Genomic DNA, 15855 nt, shown 5'->3' on the forward strand with positions numbered 1-15855 from the left:
TTGTCCGCAGCACACCGTGTCCGCTTCCCCGCACACCCGGCTGCAACCGTTCTCCCTGCTTCTGACCGCTGCCGGCTGCGCGGCAGCGTCGGGGCTCGACCCGCTGCTGAGCCTGTCCGACGGTCAGCCGCCGGTGCTGCAGCTGGCGCCCGGCGTGCTGTTCGCCTGCGTGCTGATGTTCGGCTACCTGCATGCGGTGCCGGCACTGCTGGTGGCGGTAGTGGCGGCCGTGCTGCAGGGCGTGGCGCCGCTGCCGGCGCTGCTTCAGGCCGGGCTTGATGCGCTGCTGGTCTGTCTGGCGGTGCAGGTGTTGCGCACCTTTCCGCTGCAGCCCTTTCCGCGCATGCGGGCCGATCATTACGGCTGGTTCATCGCCGCCGCGCTGGCTGTGGCGGTCGGTAGCGGCGCGGCCGAGGCCTGGACGCCGCAGGCGCCCTTCTACGTGTCGGACTGGACGCTGCATGCCGCCGGCCGCTTCGCCGGCACGCTGCTCATGGTGCAGCTGATTGCCGGCTGGACTGGCCATCTGAACTGGCGCAGCCTGCCGGGCGATCTCGGCCAGGCGCTGCCCTGGCTGCTGCTCACGCTGCTGATGACCGCTGAGCCCTTCCTGCGGGTGCTCGACGGGCCGGAACCGTGGATGCTGCTGCTGCCGGCGGTGCTGGTGTGGTCGGCGATCCGGCTCAAGGTGCGCTGGATGAGCCTGCTGCTGCTGCTGATACACGCGATCGCGCTGTACGGCACGCACGCCCGGCTGGGGCCTTTCGGCAACGAGCCGCCGCTGGCCGCGCTGATGCTGCTGCAGGCCTTCATCGTCACTTTCTCGATCGCGCCCTACGCGCTGGCCATCACGCTGAACGAGCGCGCTGCCGCATCGCGCAAGGCGCGGATACGCGAGGCGCAGCTGCTGGATCTGTTCGATGGCTCCATCCAGGGCATCCTGATTCATCGCGAGTTCAAACCGCTGTACGCCAACCGGCGCGCGGCCGAACTGCTCGGCTTCCCGTCGGTGGCCGACCTGATGGCGCAGCGCTCGCTCGCCTCCATGGTGGTGGCGGACGACATGCCGGTGATCGCCAGCGACAGCAACCGCCGCCTGCTGGCGGCCGGTCGGGTGCTGCCGATGCAGGCCGACGTGCTGCGCGCCGACGGCGAGCGCCGTACGCTGGATTCGGTCATCCGCCAGGTGCAGTGGGACGGCGCCAACGCGATCCAGGCCACCTTCATCGACGTGACCGACGATCTGCGCGCCCGGCACGAGCAGCGCGGCCGGCTGGAGCGGCAGGAAAAGCAGCTGTCGGCCATCATGCGGCTGGGCGTGGATCAGGCGCTGTCGGCCGGCGAGGACGCTGCGCTGGCGACGGTGACCGAGGTGGTGGCCGGTGCGCTGTCGCTGCCGCGGGTCAGCGTGTGGCGGCTGGAGTCCGAACAGGGCCGGCTGCGCTGCCTCGATCTGTATGACGCGCGCCGGCTCGAATCCGGACGCGGCCACGCCGCCGGCGACGAAATCGACCCGCAGGACTTCCCGCACTACCTCGCGCTGATGCGCAGCGGGCGCGCGCTGGCGGTGGCCGACGCGCGCAGCGACGCCCAGGCGCACGAATTCCGGCGCGGCTATCTGGACAGCCAGGGCGTGACCGCCATGCTGGATGCGCCGGTTTTCCTCGATGGCCGGCTGGCCGGCGTCATCTGTCTCGAACACACCGAAGGCCGGCGCGACTGGCTGCACGACGAACAGCGTTTTGCCGGCGAACTGGCGACGCTGATCGGCCGCTATCTGGTGGCGCTCGAACGCCGCCGGGCGCAGGCGGCGCAGGCCCGGCTGTCGGCCATTCTCGACGCGACGCCGGACTACGTGTCCACGGTAGACACCGATCTGCGCATCACCTACCTGAATCTGGCCGCCCGGCGCACGGTCGGCCTGTCCGGCCCGGCGCTGCCGCCGGACCTGCTGGTCGGCGATCTGTATCCGCCCGAGGCCTACAGTCACTACATGAAAGTGGAACTGCCGGCGGTGCTGCGCGACGGCATCTGGATCGGCGAAACCGCGCTGCGCACGCCCGACGGCGGCAGCACCCCGATGTCGGCAGTGCGCGTGGCGCACCGCGACGCCGATGGCGAGGTGCAGTACATATCCAGCGTGCTGCGCGACATCAGCGGCATCAAGCGCACCGAACTGGCGCTGCGCGAAGCCAATGAAACGCTGGAACTGCGGGTCGAGGAGCGCACCGCGGAACTGGCCCGGGTCAATGAGCGCCTGAAGGATCTCGACCGGCTGAAATCGATGTTCATCGCCTCGATGTCGCACGAACTGCGCACCCCGCTCAATTCCATCATCGGCTTTACCGGCGTGGTGCTGGCCGGCATGGCCGGCGAGCTGAACACCCGCCAGCACGATCAGCTCACCCGGGTCTATGGCTCGGCCCGCCACCTGCTGGCGCTGATCACCGACGTGATCGACATTTCCAAGATCGAAGCCGGTTTCATCGACGTGTTCGAGGAGCGCTTCGAGGTGGCGTCGGTGATCGACGAAGCGGTGCAGTCGGTGTCGCAGGCCGCGCGCGAGAAGGATCTGTTCATCCAGGTGCATCAGCCGCCGGGTCTGCTGGTGCATGCGGACCGCCGCCGCCTGCTCCAATGCATACTGAATTTCATGAGCAACGCGGTAAAGTACACGGTCGAAGGGACCATTACCGTGGAGGCGAGCGTGCGTGGCAGCTGGCTCGACATTACCGTCGAGGACACCGGGATCGGCATGGATGAAGCCGGTCTGGCCCGCCTATTCCAGCCCTTCGAGCGCATCGATTCCAAGTTGCGGGTCAAGACGCCGGGCACCGGCCTCGGCCTCTACCTCACCCGCAAGATCGCGACCGAACTGCTGGCCGGCACCGTGGACGTGCAGAGCACCGAGGGCGCAGGCAGCCGCTTCACGCTGAGCGTGCCGCGCGAGGGCTCGGGCCGGGCGACGGAGGGCCCCCGGCCGTGAAGACCGCACTGGTGATCGAGGACAACGACAACAACCTCGAACTGATCAGCTTCATCCTGCACGCGCGCGGCTACGCCACCCGCAGTGCGGTGACCGGGCTGGACGGCGTGGCCGAGGCGCTGCGCGACCGGCCTGATTTCATCCTGCTCGACATCCAGCTGCCGGACATCGACGGCATCGAGGTGGCCCGGCGCATCCGCGCCGCCGAAGGCTGGCCGCCGGTGCCCATCATCGCCATCACCTCGTTCGCCATGGCCGGCGACCGCGAGCGGGTGCTGGTGGCAGGCTGCAACGGTTACATCGAAAAGCCCATCGACCCGCTGCGGGTGATGACCCAGATCGAAGACGTACTGGCCCAAGCCTGATGGATATCCTGATCGCGGAAGACGACGAGAACTCGCGCCTGATGCTCAGCGCCGCGCTGGAGGCACGCGGCCATGCGGTACGCGCCGCGCCCGACGGCCGGGCGGCGCTGGACCTGGCCAAGGCACAGCCGCCCGACCTCATCGTGTCCGACATCCTGATGCCCGAGCTCGATGGCTATGGCCTGTGCCGCGCGGTGCGCGCCCACCCTCAGCTGGCCACCACGCCCTTCGCCTTCTACACCGCCACCTTCACCGACCGGCGCGACGAAGAACTGGCCTACCAGCTCGGCGCCGACCGCTTTCTGGTCAAGCCCTGCGAAATCACCACCCTGATCAGCGAACTTGAAGCGCTGGCCGGCCGCCGCGCCACGACCCCGGCGCCGCTGGGCGGCAATGACGCGCTGTACGCCGAGCGGCTGCGCGACAAGCTGGACAAGAAAATTTCCGAACTCGAGGGCGAGCGTGCCCGGCTGCGCGACTTCGCCGAGGCGGCCGCGGACTGGTTCTGGGAAAGCGATGGCGACGGCGTCATCGTCTACACCTCGGACGGAGCCTGGCCGCTGCGCGGCCTCACGCTGACCGCGCTGTTCGCGATGCGCCGGCCCGGCCCGCAGCGGCATGACGATCTGGCCCTGCTCACCCGCGAATTCCGCAGTTTCCGCGACGTGGTGATCGACTGGCGGCAGCAGGACGGCGGCGTGCGCATCATGGCGCTGTCCGGCCGGCCCTGGCGCGACGCCTCAGGTCGCATCTGCGGCTACCGCGGCAGCGCGCGCGACGTGAGCCGGCAGGTGCGGGCGGAAGAGGATCTGCGCGCGCTCAATCACGAACTGGACGAACGGGTGCGCAGCCGCACCTCCAGCCTGAAAGCCGCGTTCGAGGAACTGGAAAGTTTCAGCTATTCGGTGTCGCACGATCTGCGCGGCCCGCTGCGTGCCATCCACGGCTTCGCCAGCGTGCTCGAATCGGAACTGATCCGGCCGGACGTGCATGGTCTGGGCGCGCCGGCTTTCGATGCGCTGTCGCGCATCCTGCGCGCCGCGCTGCGCATGGAACACCTGGTCGATGACCTGCTGGAGCTGTCGCGCGTGACCCGGCTGCCGCTGCAGCGCCAGCCGGTGGACCTCAGCGTGCTGGCGCAGGACATCGTCGATACGCTGCGCGCAGGCGACCCCGGCCGCGACTGTCTGGTGGTGATACAGCCGGGCATGCTGGTGGCCGGCGACGTCGGCCTGCTGCGCATCGCGCTCGACAACCTGCTGCGCAATGCATGGAAGTTCTCGGCGCCGGTGCCGCACGCTAGTATCGAGGTGGGTGCCGAAGGTCGCGGCCAGCAGGCGGTGATCTATGTGCGCGACAACGGCGTCGGCTTCGACATGGCGCACGCCGACAAGCTGTTCAATCCCTTCATCCGGCTGCACCGCGAAGGCGAATTCGACGGCACCGGCATCGGCCTGGCGCTGGTGCAGCGGGTGATACGCCGCCACAACGGCCGGGTGTGGGCGCGTGCCGAACCGGGCAAGGGCGCCACCTTCTGCTTCACGCTGGGTGACAGCGAAGCCGAACAGCCGTCGATCGCCGCCTGAGCTTCTTCAGCGCTCGCCCGGCGGCAGCGGCACAACGCCGAGTGCACGTATGCGCTTGCGCCAGGGTCGGAAGGCTTTGGCGCCCAGCGGTACCACGTGCAGACCGACCGGATAGTCTTCCGCGGCGAGGGTGCGGGCCAGTTTGACCTGTGCGTCCGCACTGCGCAGCCAGCGGCGGGTCATTTCGAATGCCAGTACGTAGGCGCGGGCCCGCGGGTCGGCAGCAATCGGCCGCCGCAGCAGATAGACCGCGGCGATCCGGCCGGCATGGGGCTGGATCGTCGCCGCGATGGCGGCCTCCTGTTCGGCTGACAGATCGTGCAGCCCCAGTTCGCACTTCGGCTCCAGCGTATCCAGCTCCTGCCGTACCGTCGCCAGATGCGCCTGCCGCTTTTCCCAGCGTGCGCGGTACAGCTCGGCGCGTACCGGATCGCGCGGGTTCAGCCAGCGCCAGATCGTTTCGCAGCCGGCGATGATGGCGTCCGGGTCGGCCTGCATCACGGCCTCGATATCGGCGATGCCGCTTTCGTCGTCCGCAGTGAGCTTCAGATCGCCGAGCGCGAAGCGCGCCGCCAGATGATCCGGTGCGCGGGCGAGCAGCGCCTCGATCGCCGGCCGCCGGTCGGCTTCCGGCTCCAGTTCCGCTACCAACTGCAGCAGGGCCCATTCGTCGTCGGTGCTGCGCGGTTCAGGCTGTTCGCGCAGCGCCTGCAGTGTCTGGCGGCGCTGAGTCAGATAGCTGTTGCGTTCCTGCCAGCGTTCGCGCACGCCGTCAGACCATTGCCCGTCCAGCTGGCCGGCGAGCCGTGGCAGCGCGTCGCCCAGCCAGCTTTCGGCTGCGGTGACCGCCGGTGCCGGCAGCGCCTCGGCCGGCGCTTCGCCCAGCGCGCGCAGCCGGTCGTTCAGGCTGGGGTGGGTGTCGCCGTAGCCGGTCGTCTCCTGCAGCGCGTCGTCACGATGGCGCAGCGCCTGTGCCGCATCGAGCGCGGACACCGCACGTCGCCACTCGCTGCTCAGCGCAGCCGGCGGCTCGGCCTGGGTGCCGGCCAGCCGGTCGATGCCGGGCCAGAACGCCTGCGCCTGGAAGCGTGCGGCGACGCCGACCCGCTGCAGTGCGCGGGCGGCCGCATCGGCGCCGACCAGTTCGGCCGACGACCGGTCGGCCTGGTATTCGTCGGCACGCGCCATCACGAAGGAATAGGCGTTGAAGTACGGTGCGTACCAGCCGAACAGCCGGGCCACCAGGCGGCTGCCCCAGTCGTCCCAGCCCTGCGCCAGCGACTGCATCTGCCCCCAGGCGCTGCGCAGCCGGTAGATGAAGGCGCCGAAGCGGCCGTGATTGCCGGCCAGGTGGCCGTATTCGTGGGCGACCACCGCCAGCGCCTCGTCCTCATCCAGCGTCTGCAGCAGCGGCAGGCCGAGTATCAGGTAGTGCCGGTTCCAGCCGAACAGGCCGAGCCGCGGATGCTGCACCACCGCCGCATTGAGCTGGTCGACCAGCAGCACATGGTGGAAGGCGGGGCCCTGCATGCGCCGCTGCATGTCGTCCAGGCGCCCGAACAGCCGCGGTGCGTCGGCGCGCGTGATCTCCAGACCCTGTGGCGCCGGAAAGCGGGCCAGCAGCATGCGGAAGGAGGTTTTCAGCAGCATCCACAGCGGCAGCGCGAGCAGGACGACCATCTTGCCGAGCTTGAAGGCGATCAGTGCCATCGCACCGCCGCCCTTGAACAGCATCAGCACGATGCCGGCGAGCGCGCCCATCGTCAGTACCGCCATGCCGAGCACGGCGGCGAGAATGACGAAACCGAGCAGCGCGACCGCTGCCACGCGTCTGCGGTAGCCCGATGGATTGCGCGCGGCCACCGCTTCGAGACGGTGGATCAGCTGTTCGAAACGCGATACATCCATGCCCTGTCTCCGGAGGCCGGGAAAGGCGGTGAAAATATCACGTATGCATTCCGGTGCCGTGACGGCCCGGTCAGCGCTTGCCCACCCACATCACGCCGCCGATCACCAGCACGGTGCCGGCGATCTGCAGCGCGGACACCGGCTCGGCCAGCATCCACCAGGCGAGGAACACGGTGATGACCGGCCCGGTGCTGCCGACCAGCGCCGCGGTCTGCGCCCCCATGCGGCGGATCGCCGCCGACTGCAGGAAGACCGGCAGCACGGTCGAGAACACGGCCATTGCCACCGCCAGCCACAGCACCGGTGCAGGCTGGGCCAGCGCGTCAAACGGGCGTACCGCGACGAAATGCAGCATGACCGCGACGGTGGATACCAGCGTGGCGAGCGCCGAGAAGCGGGTGGCGCCCAGCTTGCGTATCGGCGCCGCGGCGCCGGTCAGGTAGAGGGCGAAGCTGAGCGACGAGCCGAACACCAGCGCGCAGCCGAGCGCGATCAGCGCGCCGTCGCCGCTCACTTCGATGTCGTGCACCACCGCCAGCGCGATGCCGCTGTAGCACAGCAGGCTGGCCACGGTTTCACGCCGGCTGATGCGCCGGCCGTGGGCGATCCAGCCGATCAGCAGCGTGAGGGTCGGGTAGGTGAACAGCACCAGCCGCTCCAGCCCGGCCGAAATGTACTGCAGGCCGTAGAAATCCAGCATGCTGGCGCCGTAGTAGCCGAACAGGCCGAGCACGGTGACGGTGGCCCAGTCGCGCGCGGTGAGCGGCTGGCCGCGCCGTGCCTCGTGCCAGGCCACCACCGCGAAGACCGGCGCGGCCAGCAGCATGCGCAGCGCGACCAGGGTGACCGGGTCGACGCCGTGCGGGTAGGCCAGCTTGGCCAGAATCGCCTTCAGCGAAAAGCCGGCCGACGCGATGACCGCCAGCCAGACGCCGAAGCGGGCGTCGCTGCTGCCGTTCGGTGCAGCCACTACCGTCGTCGTCCGCCGAGGATGGAGCCGAGCACGCCGCGCACGATTTCGCGGCCGACCGAACTGGCAATGGTGCGTGCCACCGTCTTCGCGGCGGTCTGGGCCAGGCCGTCGCGCTGGCCGCCACGCGGGCCGGTGGAGCCGAACACCAGATCCTGCAGTCCGCCCAGCAGGCCGCCATCGCCGGCCGGCGCACCGCCGGGGCTCGCACTGCCCGGCACCGATGCCCCGGGCACCGGGCGACCCGTGGCCTGCGGGCTGGCGGCGGTCGAGGCGGTCAGCACCTCGTAGGCCGATTCGCGGTCCAGCACCTGTTCGTAACGGCCCTGCAGCGGCGAGTGCTGGATCATGGCCCTGCGCTCGTCGGCGGTCAGCGGGCCGAGGCGGGAGGCGGGCGGCAGCACGAAGGCGCGTTCGACCATGGACGGGCGGCCTTTCTCGTCGAGGAAGGAAATGAGCGCCTCGCCGGTGCCCAGCTCCAGAATGGCCTGTTCGGCGTCGAATTTCGGGTTCTGCCGCATGGTTTGCGCCGCGGTCTTGACCGCCTTCTGGTCGCGCGGCGTGAATGCGCGCAGCGCGTGCTGCACCCGGTTGCCGAGCTGGGCCAGCACGGAATCCGGCACGTCCAGCGGGTTCTGGGTCACGAAATACACGCCCACGCCCTTGGAGCGGATCAGCCGCACCACCTGTTCGATCTTTTCCAGCAGCGCCGGCGGCGCCTCGTTGAACAGCAGGTGGGCCTCGTCGAAGAAGAACACCAGCTTGGGCTTTTCAACGTCACCCACTTCCGGCAGCTGTTCGAACAGCTCCGCCAGCAGCCACAGCAGGAAGGTGGAGTAAAGCTTGGGCGAGTTGTACAGGCGGTCGGCGGCCAGGATGTTGATGGTGCCGCGGCCGTGCTCGTCGAAGGTCATCAGGTCGGCGATGTCCAGCATGGGCTCGCCGAAGAAGCGGTCCGCACCCTGTTCCTCCAGCTGCAGCAGGCCGCGCTGTATGGCGCCGATCGAGGCGGTGGAAATGTTGCCGTACTGGGTCTTGAACTGCGCCGCGTTGTCGCCGACGTGCTGCACCAGGGCGCGCAGATCCTTCATGTCGAGCAGCAGCAGGCCGTGGTCGTCGGCCACCTTGAACACGATGGTGAGCACGCCGGCCTGCGTTTCGTTCAGGCCGAGCAGGCGGGCCAGCAGCAGCGGGCCCATGTCGCTGACGGTGGCGCGGATCGGGTGACCGGATTCGCCGAACACGTCCCAGAAGCAGACCGGGCTCGGGTAGGGCACGAAATCGGTGATGCCCAGCTGGTCCAGCCGCTGCTGCAGCTTGGGGCTGACCGTGCCGGCCGCGCCCATGCCGGACAGATCGCCCTTCACGTCGGCCATGAAGACGGGTGTACCGATATAGGAGAAGCGCTCGGCCAGCGACTGCAGCGTCACCGTCTTGCCGGTGCCGGTGGCGCCGGTGATGAGGCCGTGGCGGTTGGCCATATTGGGCAGCAGGGCGAGCGAGAGGTCGCCGGCGCGGGCGACGTAGAGCGGTTCGGCCATGGCGTCTGTCCTGTGAGCGGAGATGCGCCGATGCTACCAGCGTCGCCGCAGGCAGGCAGTGTGGACAACCGTGGGGTGTACGGCTCAGGGGGCGAAGCGGTACTGCGACTTGCCGGCGCGCTTGGCGGCGTACATGGCTTCGTCGGCGCGGCGCATCAGCGCATCCGGCCTTGTGCCGGGGGCCTCGGTATAGGCGATGCCGATGCTGGCACCGATCTGCACGGACTGGCCGTCGCCGACATCGATCGATCGCGCAAGCGTGCCTACGATTTTTGTGGCGATGAAACGGGCGGTGTCCGGGCTTTCAAGCGCGCACAGCACGATGACGAATTCGTCGCCGCCCAGGCGGGTCACCAGGTCGGTACGCCGCACCACCGATTCGAGTTGGCGCGCAACGCTGCTCAGCACGCGATCGCCTGCTTCGTGGCCGAAAGTGTCATTGACCTGCTTGAATCCATCCAGATCGAGCAGCATCAACGCCAGTCCGTGGCCATTCAGCGCGTCGATGGCGTTGTTCAGCCGGTGTTCCATGCCTCGGCGGTTCAGCAGGCCGGTCAACGCGTCACGTTCGGCCATGGCGAGTGCGCGTGCCTCGGCGCGCTTGCGTTCGGTGACGTCGTTGGCAATGCCCTGCAGCAGCCCGTCCGGGAGTGGATTGAGCACGACGTGCAACCAGAGCACGTTCGATTCGTCGTGTTGCTGCACGCCGAAGTCGGCCGATGTCGGTCTCTGGTCACTCAATGCGCGCACCATCAGCGTATCCAGCCGCGACGAGGTGTCGCCCAGCAGATCCCCGAGCAGATAGTTCCGCTCATGGCCTTCACGCTCGGGCAGCCTCAGTTTTGCGGCCAGCCAGGGATTCCAGTCGTGCAGGCGGCCACCACTATCAACCGTGAAGATGCCGGTTTCGGCGCCTTCGAAAATCAGCCGGAACTTGCGTTCGGATGACTCGAACTGCGCACGTGCATCGCGCTCGGCATCCAGCACGCGGTCCATTCGCGTGATCAGTGCGTTGATATCTCCTGCCAGCCGGCCGATTTCGTCGTCGGCGTGGCCGTTCGGCACGGCGACATGTGCGCCTTCGCCGATCTCCAGATGGTGAAGGTCGTCAGACAGCTTCTTGACCGGCCGGGTGAATACATTGAATACCACCCAGGCTACCGACAGTACAACGAACATCAGCTCGACCAGCAGGATGACGGCGATGAAGCGCGAGTAGGCGCCCGCGTCCTGCGCGATCTTCGAACCGGCCGGCCATACCCTGAGTTCGCCAACCTGCTGTTCCGGCGCGAAGGGCGAATTCAGTGGGCGGGTGAGTACCGGCAGTCGCATGACGCCTGACGTGTCGGTATCTTCGTCGCCGAGAATGGCGAGCACATGATTGCCCTCCGTGATGACGACGCGGCTGACGGCATCGTTGAGCAGCAGGCCGCGTGCGACTTCGGTGGCCAGCTGTTCGTCGCGTGCGAAAGCCGCAATGCTGGCCGTACGCTCGACGGTGGCCATCAGCTCCGCGAGGTGCTGCTGCATGCGGTTCCGTTCTTCACGCCCGACCATGACGGTGCTGGCCAGCGCGACCAGCGCGCCAACCAGTGCGCCGAAGAAGAGCATCAGCAGCGTGGTTCGCCACACCATGCTGGTCCGGATCCGGCGGGGCGATGGTGTTCTGAGATCAGGGGCGACCGGATTGGATGTGCGTTCAGTATTCAAGTAGCAGTACCACTCGGACGCGCTTGTCGACCCGTGTGGCGTCGATATAGCCAATCGTGCCACGTTCGCTGGCTACCCGTCGCAGTACGGATTCCGCATCTTCAATCTGTTCGGGCGGCTGGGTTCGCCCTGAGAATTTCAACCGCGCCCAGTACGCATTGATCTCGTTCATTTCGCGATTGACCAGTGCCCGGTAGAAATCGGCTCGCAATGATGTGGTGTCCAGCACGACGGCAGGTGTGCCGGACGGCAGGTGTTTGATGCGGCCGAGAAAAAGATGACTCGTTTCTTCACGGCTCAGGCTGTCCACGCCACTCGATGGGTGCACGATAACCGCCAGAGTTGCGGCACGGGCGCAGCCGCTTGCCAGCGTCAGCCAGACGGCGACGAGGGCAAGGCAGTGGAAGAAACGCATCCGCGTCATCAGAACACGAAGTCCAGCACGACCGAGAAAAGTGTCAGGCTGGTGTCGCGGACCGGCATGCCAGCGGGGGTGATCAGGATGGAAGAGGAGGAGGCGCGCACCTTCTCCACCTGCATCTTCAACGCGTAGTTGGTGGCAAAGTCATAGCGCACGCCGGCGCCCAAGGAGCGCTGATTCATGGTGAGCCGGTCCACCACCTGATCGTATACCGTTTGCAATGCAGCGGCGGGAGGCGGCAGTGCGAGCGCGCTCTCATCCGGTTCAAAAGAGATGCGTCCCCAGGTCAGATAGGGCTTCCATGCACCGATGCGATAGCCCGCGACCACGCTCGAACCCCAGCCGGTATAGCGAGGAAACTGCGAGAAGGACTCCCGGGCGAGAATGCCCTGCAGCGACCATGGACCACTTTCGTAGCGCGCGCTGACGCCAGCGAAGGTGATGTGGTGCGAGGTCTCTATCTGGGACGCGCGGTACTGCGCCTGAGCCAGAGGTATCGAGGTGAGCGCGTCGCGCAGTCGCAACAGAGACACGTCGTTGCGCGCGTGGATGTCTGCCCAGGCCGCTTTGAGCGTCAGGGTGTCGTTCGCCCATTCCAGGGTCGCGCCGAGCGTGGTCGCATCGTCCTGCGTAACCCGCTGACCATACAGGTAGAAGTCTCCGCGAGATTGTCCGCCATACATTTTCAGGCTACCCAGGCCGCCGGCGACCGGTGTGCGTACCGTCAGGTCGGCGCCGTCAAAGCGGTCCTGAGTCACCACACCGTACACTTCCGCAGGCGGCCGCACTGCCGTGTAGGCGTAGCCGACATGGCGCGAATCACCCTCAAGATAGATATCCGCGCCCAGCCGGCCCGCGCGCAGTTCCAGCCAGTCCGTCGGTGCATAGCGCAGGAAACCCCAGCTCAGCATGGGTTTCCAGTCGCCATCGGCGCTCAGGCGACTGACCGCCTGTATCGTGGTCGACCATCGCGGCGTGAAGCTTGCGCTCGCCTGAAGCCCGATGCGCGAATCCATCCGAACCCCGAGCTTGTGACCTTCGATGCCGCCGGCCTGTTCCAGGTCGCGCCTGTAAATGACATTTTCCCGGTTGTGGTAGCCGGCTCCCAGCGTGCCGAACCCGCCGAAGTTCCACAGAGGTTCGGCTGCGTCGTCGCTCGCCGCTGTCGTGGTACCCGCGTAAAGCGTAAGAAGAAGGCTCAAGAAAATTCTGTTTGTCATGAATGCATCCACCTGCCCTAAAAACTGCCGGAAAAATCCCATTCGGAATTAACGGAGCGGTGCGCAACGCACTTGAGCCCGTCATCAGCGCTCTCGATTAAAATCGGGTTTCACACATTTCTAACGGAAGTACTCCATGGCCGGTCACTCCAAATGGGCCAACATCCAGCACCGCAAGGGCCGTCAGGACGAGAAGCGCGGTGCCGCCTTTTCCAAGCTGGCGAAGGAAGTCACCGTCGCTGCCAAGATGGGCGGGGGCGACCCCGGTTTCAATCCGCGTCTGCGCATGGCCATCGACAAGGCCAAGGCGGTCAACATGCCCAAGGACAAGATCGACAACGCGATCAAGAAGGGCACCGGTGAACTCGAAGGCGTGAGCTACGAGGAAGTGCGCTACGAGGGCTATGGCATCGGCGGCGCGGCGGTCATGGTGGACTGCCTGACCGACAACCGCACCCGTACTGTGGCTGATGTGCGCCACGCCTTTTCCAAGTACGGTGGCAACCTCGGCACTGACGGCTCGGTCGCCTTCATGTTCAAGCACTGCGGCCAGTTCATCTTTGCGCCCGGCACCTCCGAGGACGCGCTGATGGATGCGGCGCTGGAAGCCGGCGCCGAGGACGTGCAGACCAACGAAGACGGCTCGATCGAAGTGCTCAGTTCGCAGGCCGATTTCGTCACGGTGAAGGATGCGCTGGAAAAGGCGGGTTTCACCGCCGAATTCGCCGAAGTGACGATGAAGCCGCTGAACGAAAGCCCGCTGGCCGGCGACGATGCGGTCCGTATGCAGAAACTTCTCGACGTGCTGGACAGTCTGGATGACGTGCAGGAGGTCTATACCACCGCCGTCATGGACGACGCCGAGTAATCCACCCGGAGAACGCCGATGCTGCTTGCCACCACGCCCACGCTCGAAGGACGCCCGATCCGCCAGTATCACGGCGTGGTGACCGGCGAAGCCATCATCGGCGCCAACATCTTCAAGGATCTGTTCGCCAGCATACGCAACGTGGTGGGCGGCCGTGCCGGTGCCTACGAAAGCACGCTGGCCGACGCCCGCAGCGCGGCGATGGAGGACATGAGCGAGGCGGCGGCGAAGCTGGGCGCCAACGCCATCGTCGGCATCGACATCGACTACGAGGTGCTGGGCGCCGACAACGGCATGCTCATGGTCTGTGTCAGCGGCACCGCGGTCACGGTCTGACGCGGCGCAGATTGACTTTCCCGCCCGATTCGCGAGAATGGGGCGCAGTTTCAGGGTTTCACGGCGCCGATTTGTCTCAGCTTGCGGGCGCCCGGGTTTCTACGGCAGCAGTGTTGCCGGACTCCCTTACAAATGCGGCTAAAGCGAGGGCGAACCCGGTCCTGGCTTTGGTCAACCGGGTTTTTTCATGGCCAACGACATTGCAATTCCTGAAGACAGCGTAGGCATCGTCAGCCCGCTGTGTGCGCGCTTCGATACGCCGCTGACGCTGAAGAGCGGCGCGGTGCTGCCGGGTTTCGAACTGATGTACGAAACCTATGGCGCACTGAACGCGACCCGCTCCAACGCGGTGCTGGTGTGTCCGGCCCTGTCCGGCCATCACCACGCGGCCGGCATCCACGCCGACGCGCCGAAGAACACCGGCTGGTGGGACAACCTGATCGGCCCGGGCAAGCCGCTGGATACCCGCAGGTTCTTCGTCATCGCGGTGAACAACCTCGGCGGCTGTCATGGCTCGACCGGCCCGATGAGCATCAACCCGGACACCGGCAAGCCCTGGGGCGCCGACTTCCCGGTGGTGACGGTGGAAGATTGGGTCGCCGCGCAGGCGCTGCTGGCCGACCGCCTGGGCATCGATTGCTGGGCCGCCATCATCGGTGGCAGCCTGGGTGGCATGCAGGCGATGAGCTGGTCCATCCATCACCCGTCGCGGGTGCGCAACGCGCTGGTGATCGCCTCCGCGCCCAAGCTCACCGCGCAGAACATCGCGTTCAACGAAGTGGCCCGTCAGGCCATCATCACCGACCCCGATTTCCACGGCGGCCACTTCTACGAGCACAACACGCTGCCGCGCCGCGGGCTGCGGCTGGCGCGCATGCTGGGCCACATCACCTATCAGTCGGACGATCTGATGGCCGAGAAATTCGGTCGCCGGCTGCGCGAGGGCGGCCGCAAGTTCAGTTTCGAGGTGGAATTCGAGGTCGAGTCCTATCTGCGCTACCAGGGCGACAAGTTCGCCGGCAGCTTCGACGCCAATACCTATCTGCTGGCCACTCGCGCGCTGGACTACTTCGACCCGGCTCACGACGCCGGCGGCGATCTGGCGGCGGCGTTCGCGCCGGCCACCGCCGATTTCCTGCTGGTGTCCTTCTCGACCGACTGGCGCTTCGCGCCGTCGCGCTCGCGGGAAATCGTCGATGCGCTGATGCGCAACGGCCGCAAGGTGAGCTATGCCGAGATCGAATCGTCGGCCGGCCACGACTCCTTCCTGCTCGACGAGCCGCACTACCATTCGGTCCTGCGCGCGTATTTCGACAACATCACGGTGTGAGGCCGACATGACTGCACTGGACGGACGCATCGACTACGACGTGATCGCCGGCTGGGTGAGCCCGGGCGCGCGCGTGCTTGATCTCGGCTGCGGCGACGGCGCACTGCTGCGCCATCTGCAGGAAAGCCGCGGCGCCACCGGCTACGGGGTCGAGATCGACATCGAGCGGGTGATCGCCGGCATGAAGAACGGCATCAACGTGCTGCAGATCGACCTGGAAAAGGGGCTGTACGACTTCGTCGATCAGAGCTTCGACCTGGTCATCATTTCCAATGCGCTGCAGACCCTGCACCGCACCGAAAAACTGCTGACCGAAATGCTGCGGGTCGGCCGCGAGGCGGTGGTGAGCTTCCCCAACTTTGCCTACTGGAAGCACCGCGTCGCCATCATGGACGGCCGCATGCCGGTGTCCGACCGCCTGCCCTACCAGTGGTACGACACGCCCAACGTGCGCTTCTTCACCATCGCGGACTTCGAGGCGCTGTGCGACAAGCTGGGCATCGCCATCCGCGAGCGCCTGGTGCTGGACGACGCCGGCCAGCCGGTGCGCGACGAGCCGAACTTTCTCGGCAGTTTTGCGCTGTACAGATTGGGAGGGGCTAGGGGCTAGGGGT

General features: G+C 66.9%; 13 protein-coding genes. 7 read left to right on the forward strand and 6 right to left on the reverse strand.

Annotation, left to right across the window (positions count from 1 at the left end):
- Positions 1–16 precede the first annotated feature (16 nt).
- The 3 genes from METUNV2_RS0100425 to METUNV2_RS0100435 are packed head-to-tail and all read left to right on the forward strand — an operon-like array spanning position 17 to position 4937.
- Entirely contained in the window at positions 17–2986 is a 2970-nt protein-coding gene (locus METUNV2_RS0100425) for an ATP-binding protein (protein WP_018227541.1), read from the forward strand.
- The gene (locus METUNV2_RS0100430; RefSeq protein WP_018227542.1) at positions 2983–3351 is read left to right on the forward strand and encodes a response regulator; all 369 of its coding nucleotides are present in this window, start codon (positions 2983–2985) and stop codon (positions 3349–3351) included. Before METUNV2_RS0100425 ends, METUNV2_RS0100430 begins: the two co-directional genes overlap by 4 nt.
- The gene (locus METUNV2_RS0100435; RefSeq protein ID WP_018227543.1) at positions 3351–4937 is read left to right on the forward strand and encodes a sensor histidine kinase; all 1587 of its coding nucleotides are present in this window, start codon (positions 3351–3353) and stop codon (positions 4935–4937) included. Before METUNV2_RS0100430 ends, METUNV2_RS0100435 begins: the two co-directional genes overlap by 1 nt.
- Positions 4938–4943: 6 nt before the next feature.
- Here METUNV2_RS0100435 and METUNV2_RS0100440 read toward each other — a convergent pair whose 3' ends face one another.
- The 6 genes from METUNV2_RS0100440 to METUNV2_RS0100465 form a co-directional block, all read right to left on the reverse strand.
- A complete protein-coding gene (locus tag METUNV2_RS0100440) occupies positions 4944–6845 on the reverse strand; it encodes a M48 family metallopeptidase (RefSeq protein WP_018227544.1) in 1902 nt (633 codons plus the stop codon).
- A 70-nt stretch (positions 6846–6915) separates the two neighbouring features.
- Entirely contained in the window at positions 6916–7815 is a 900-nt protein-coding gene (locus METUNV2_RS0100445; protein WP_018227545.1) for a DMT family transporter, read from the reverse strand.
- A complete protein-coding gene (locus METUNV2_RS0100450) occupies positions 7815–9356 on the reverse strand; it encodes a helicase HerA-like C-terminal domain-containing protein (protein WP_018227546.1) in 1542 nt (513 codons plus the stop codon). The genes METUNV2_RS0100445 and METUNV2_RS0100450 overlap by 1 nt, the downstream gene beginning before the upstream one ends.
- Before the next feature lie 84 nt (positions 9357–9440).
- Entirely contained in the window at positions 9441–10991 is a 1551-nt protein-coding gene (locus tag METUNV2_RS0100455; protein ID WP_018227547.1) for a sensor domain-containing diguanylate cyclase, read from the reverse strand.
- Between the two features lie 64 nt (positions 10992–11055).
- Positions 11056–11481, reverse strand: a complete 426-nt coding sequence (locus METUNV2_RS0100460; protein ID WP_036271237.1) for a hypothetical protein — start codon at positions 11479–11481, stop codon at positions 11056–11058.
- An 8-nt stretch (positions 11482–11489) separates the two neighbouring features.
- Positions 11490–12707: a signal protein gene (locus METUNV2_RS0100465; RefSeq protein ID WP_232415573.1), complete on the reverse strand. Its 1218-nt coding sequence runs from the start codon at positions 12705–12707 to the stop codon at positions 11490–11492.
- A 136-nt stretch (positions 12708–12843) separates the two neighbouring features.
- Between METUNV2_RS0100465 and METUNV2_RS0100470 the strand changes: the two genes are divergently transcribed.
- The 4 genes from METUNV2_RS0100470 to metW all read left to right on the forward strand — a co-directional run bounded on the left by METUNV2_RS0100470 (position 12844) and on the right by metW (position 15851).
- Positions 12844–13575 carry a YebC/PmpR family DNA-binding transcriptional regulator gene (locus tag METUNV2_RS0100470; protein ID WP_018227550.1) on the forward strand — a complete coding sequence of 244 codons (732 nt, stop codon included), beginning with the start codon at positions 12844–12846 and terminating at the stop codon, positions 13573–13575.
- Positions 13576–13593: 18 nt separating this feature from the next.
- Positions 13594–13911: a heavy metal-binding domain-containing protein gene (locus tag METUNV2_RS0100475; RefSeq protein WP_018227551.1), complete on the forward strand. Its 318-nt coding sequence runs from the start codon at positions 13594–13596 to the stop codon at positions 13909–13911.
- A gap of 187 nt (positions 13912–14098) precedes the next feature.
- Positions 14099–15241: a homoserine O-succinyltransferase MetX gene (gene metX, locus METUNV2_RS0100480; RefSeq protein WP_018227552.1), complete on the forward strand. Its 1143-nt coding sequence runs from the start codon at positions 14099–14101 to the stop codon at positions 15239–15241.
- Between the two features lie 7 nt (positions 15242–15248).
- Positions 15249–15851 carry a methionine biosynthesis protein MetW gene (gene metW, locus METUNV2_RS0100485; RefSeq protein ID WP_018227553.1) on the forward strand — a complete coding sequence of 201 codons (603 nt, stop codon included), beginning with the start codon at positions 15249–15251 and terminating at the stop codon, positions 15849–15851.
- The last annotated feature ends 4 nt before the right edge of the window (positions 15852–15855 follow it).

It is taken from the genome of Methyloversatilis universalis EHg5 (assembly GCF_000378945.1).
GTDB classification, from domain to species: domain Bacteria; phylum Pseudomonadota; class Gammaproteobacteria; order Burkholderiales; family Rhodocyclaceae; genus Methyloversatilis; species Methyloversatilis universalis_A.

Bases quoted from the DNA above. Each gene is read 5' to 3' on its own strand.
- METUNV2_RS0100470 (WP_018227550.1), top strand. From the start codon at position 12,844: ATGGCCGGTCACTCCAAATGGGCCAACATCCAGCACCGCAAGGGCCGT.
- METUNV2_RS0100455 (WP_018227547.1), bottom strand. From the start codon at position 10,991: ATGGTGTGGCGAACCACGCTGCTGATGCTCTTCTTCGGCGCACTGGTT.
- metW (WP_018227553.1), top strand. From the start codon at position 15,249: ATGACTGCACTGGACGGACGCATCGACTACGACGTGATCGCCGGCTGG.
- METUNV2_RS0100450 (WP_018227546.1), bottom strand. From the start codon at position 9,356: ATGGCCGAACCGCTCTACGTCGCCCGCGCCGGCGACCTCTCGCTCGCC.
- METUNV2_RS0100435 (WP_018227543.1), top strand. From the start codon at position 3,351: ATGGATATCCTGATCGCGGAAGACGACGAGAACTCGCGCCTGATGCTC.
- metX (WP_018227552.1), top strand. From the start codon at position 14,099: ATGGCCAACGACATTGCAATTCCTGAAGACAGCGTAGGCATCGTCAGC.
- METUNV2_RS0100460 (WP_036271237.1), bottom strand. From the start codon at position 11,481: ATGCGTTTCTTCCACTGCCTTGCCCTCGTCGCCGTCTGGCTGACGCTG.
- METUNV2_RS0100440 (WP_018227544.1), bottom strand. From the start codon at position 6,845: ATGGATGTATCGCGTTTCGAACAGCTGATCCACCGTCTCGAAGCGGTG.
- METUNV2_RS0100465 (WP_232415573.1), bottom strand. From the start codon at position 12,707: ATGACAAACAGAATTTTCTTGAGCCTTCTTCTTACGCTTTACGCGGGT.
- METUNV2_RS0100475 (WP_018227551.1), top strand. From the start codon at position 13,594: ATGCTGCTTGCCACCACGCCCACGCTCGAAGGACGCCCGATCCGCCAG.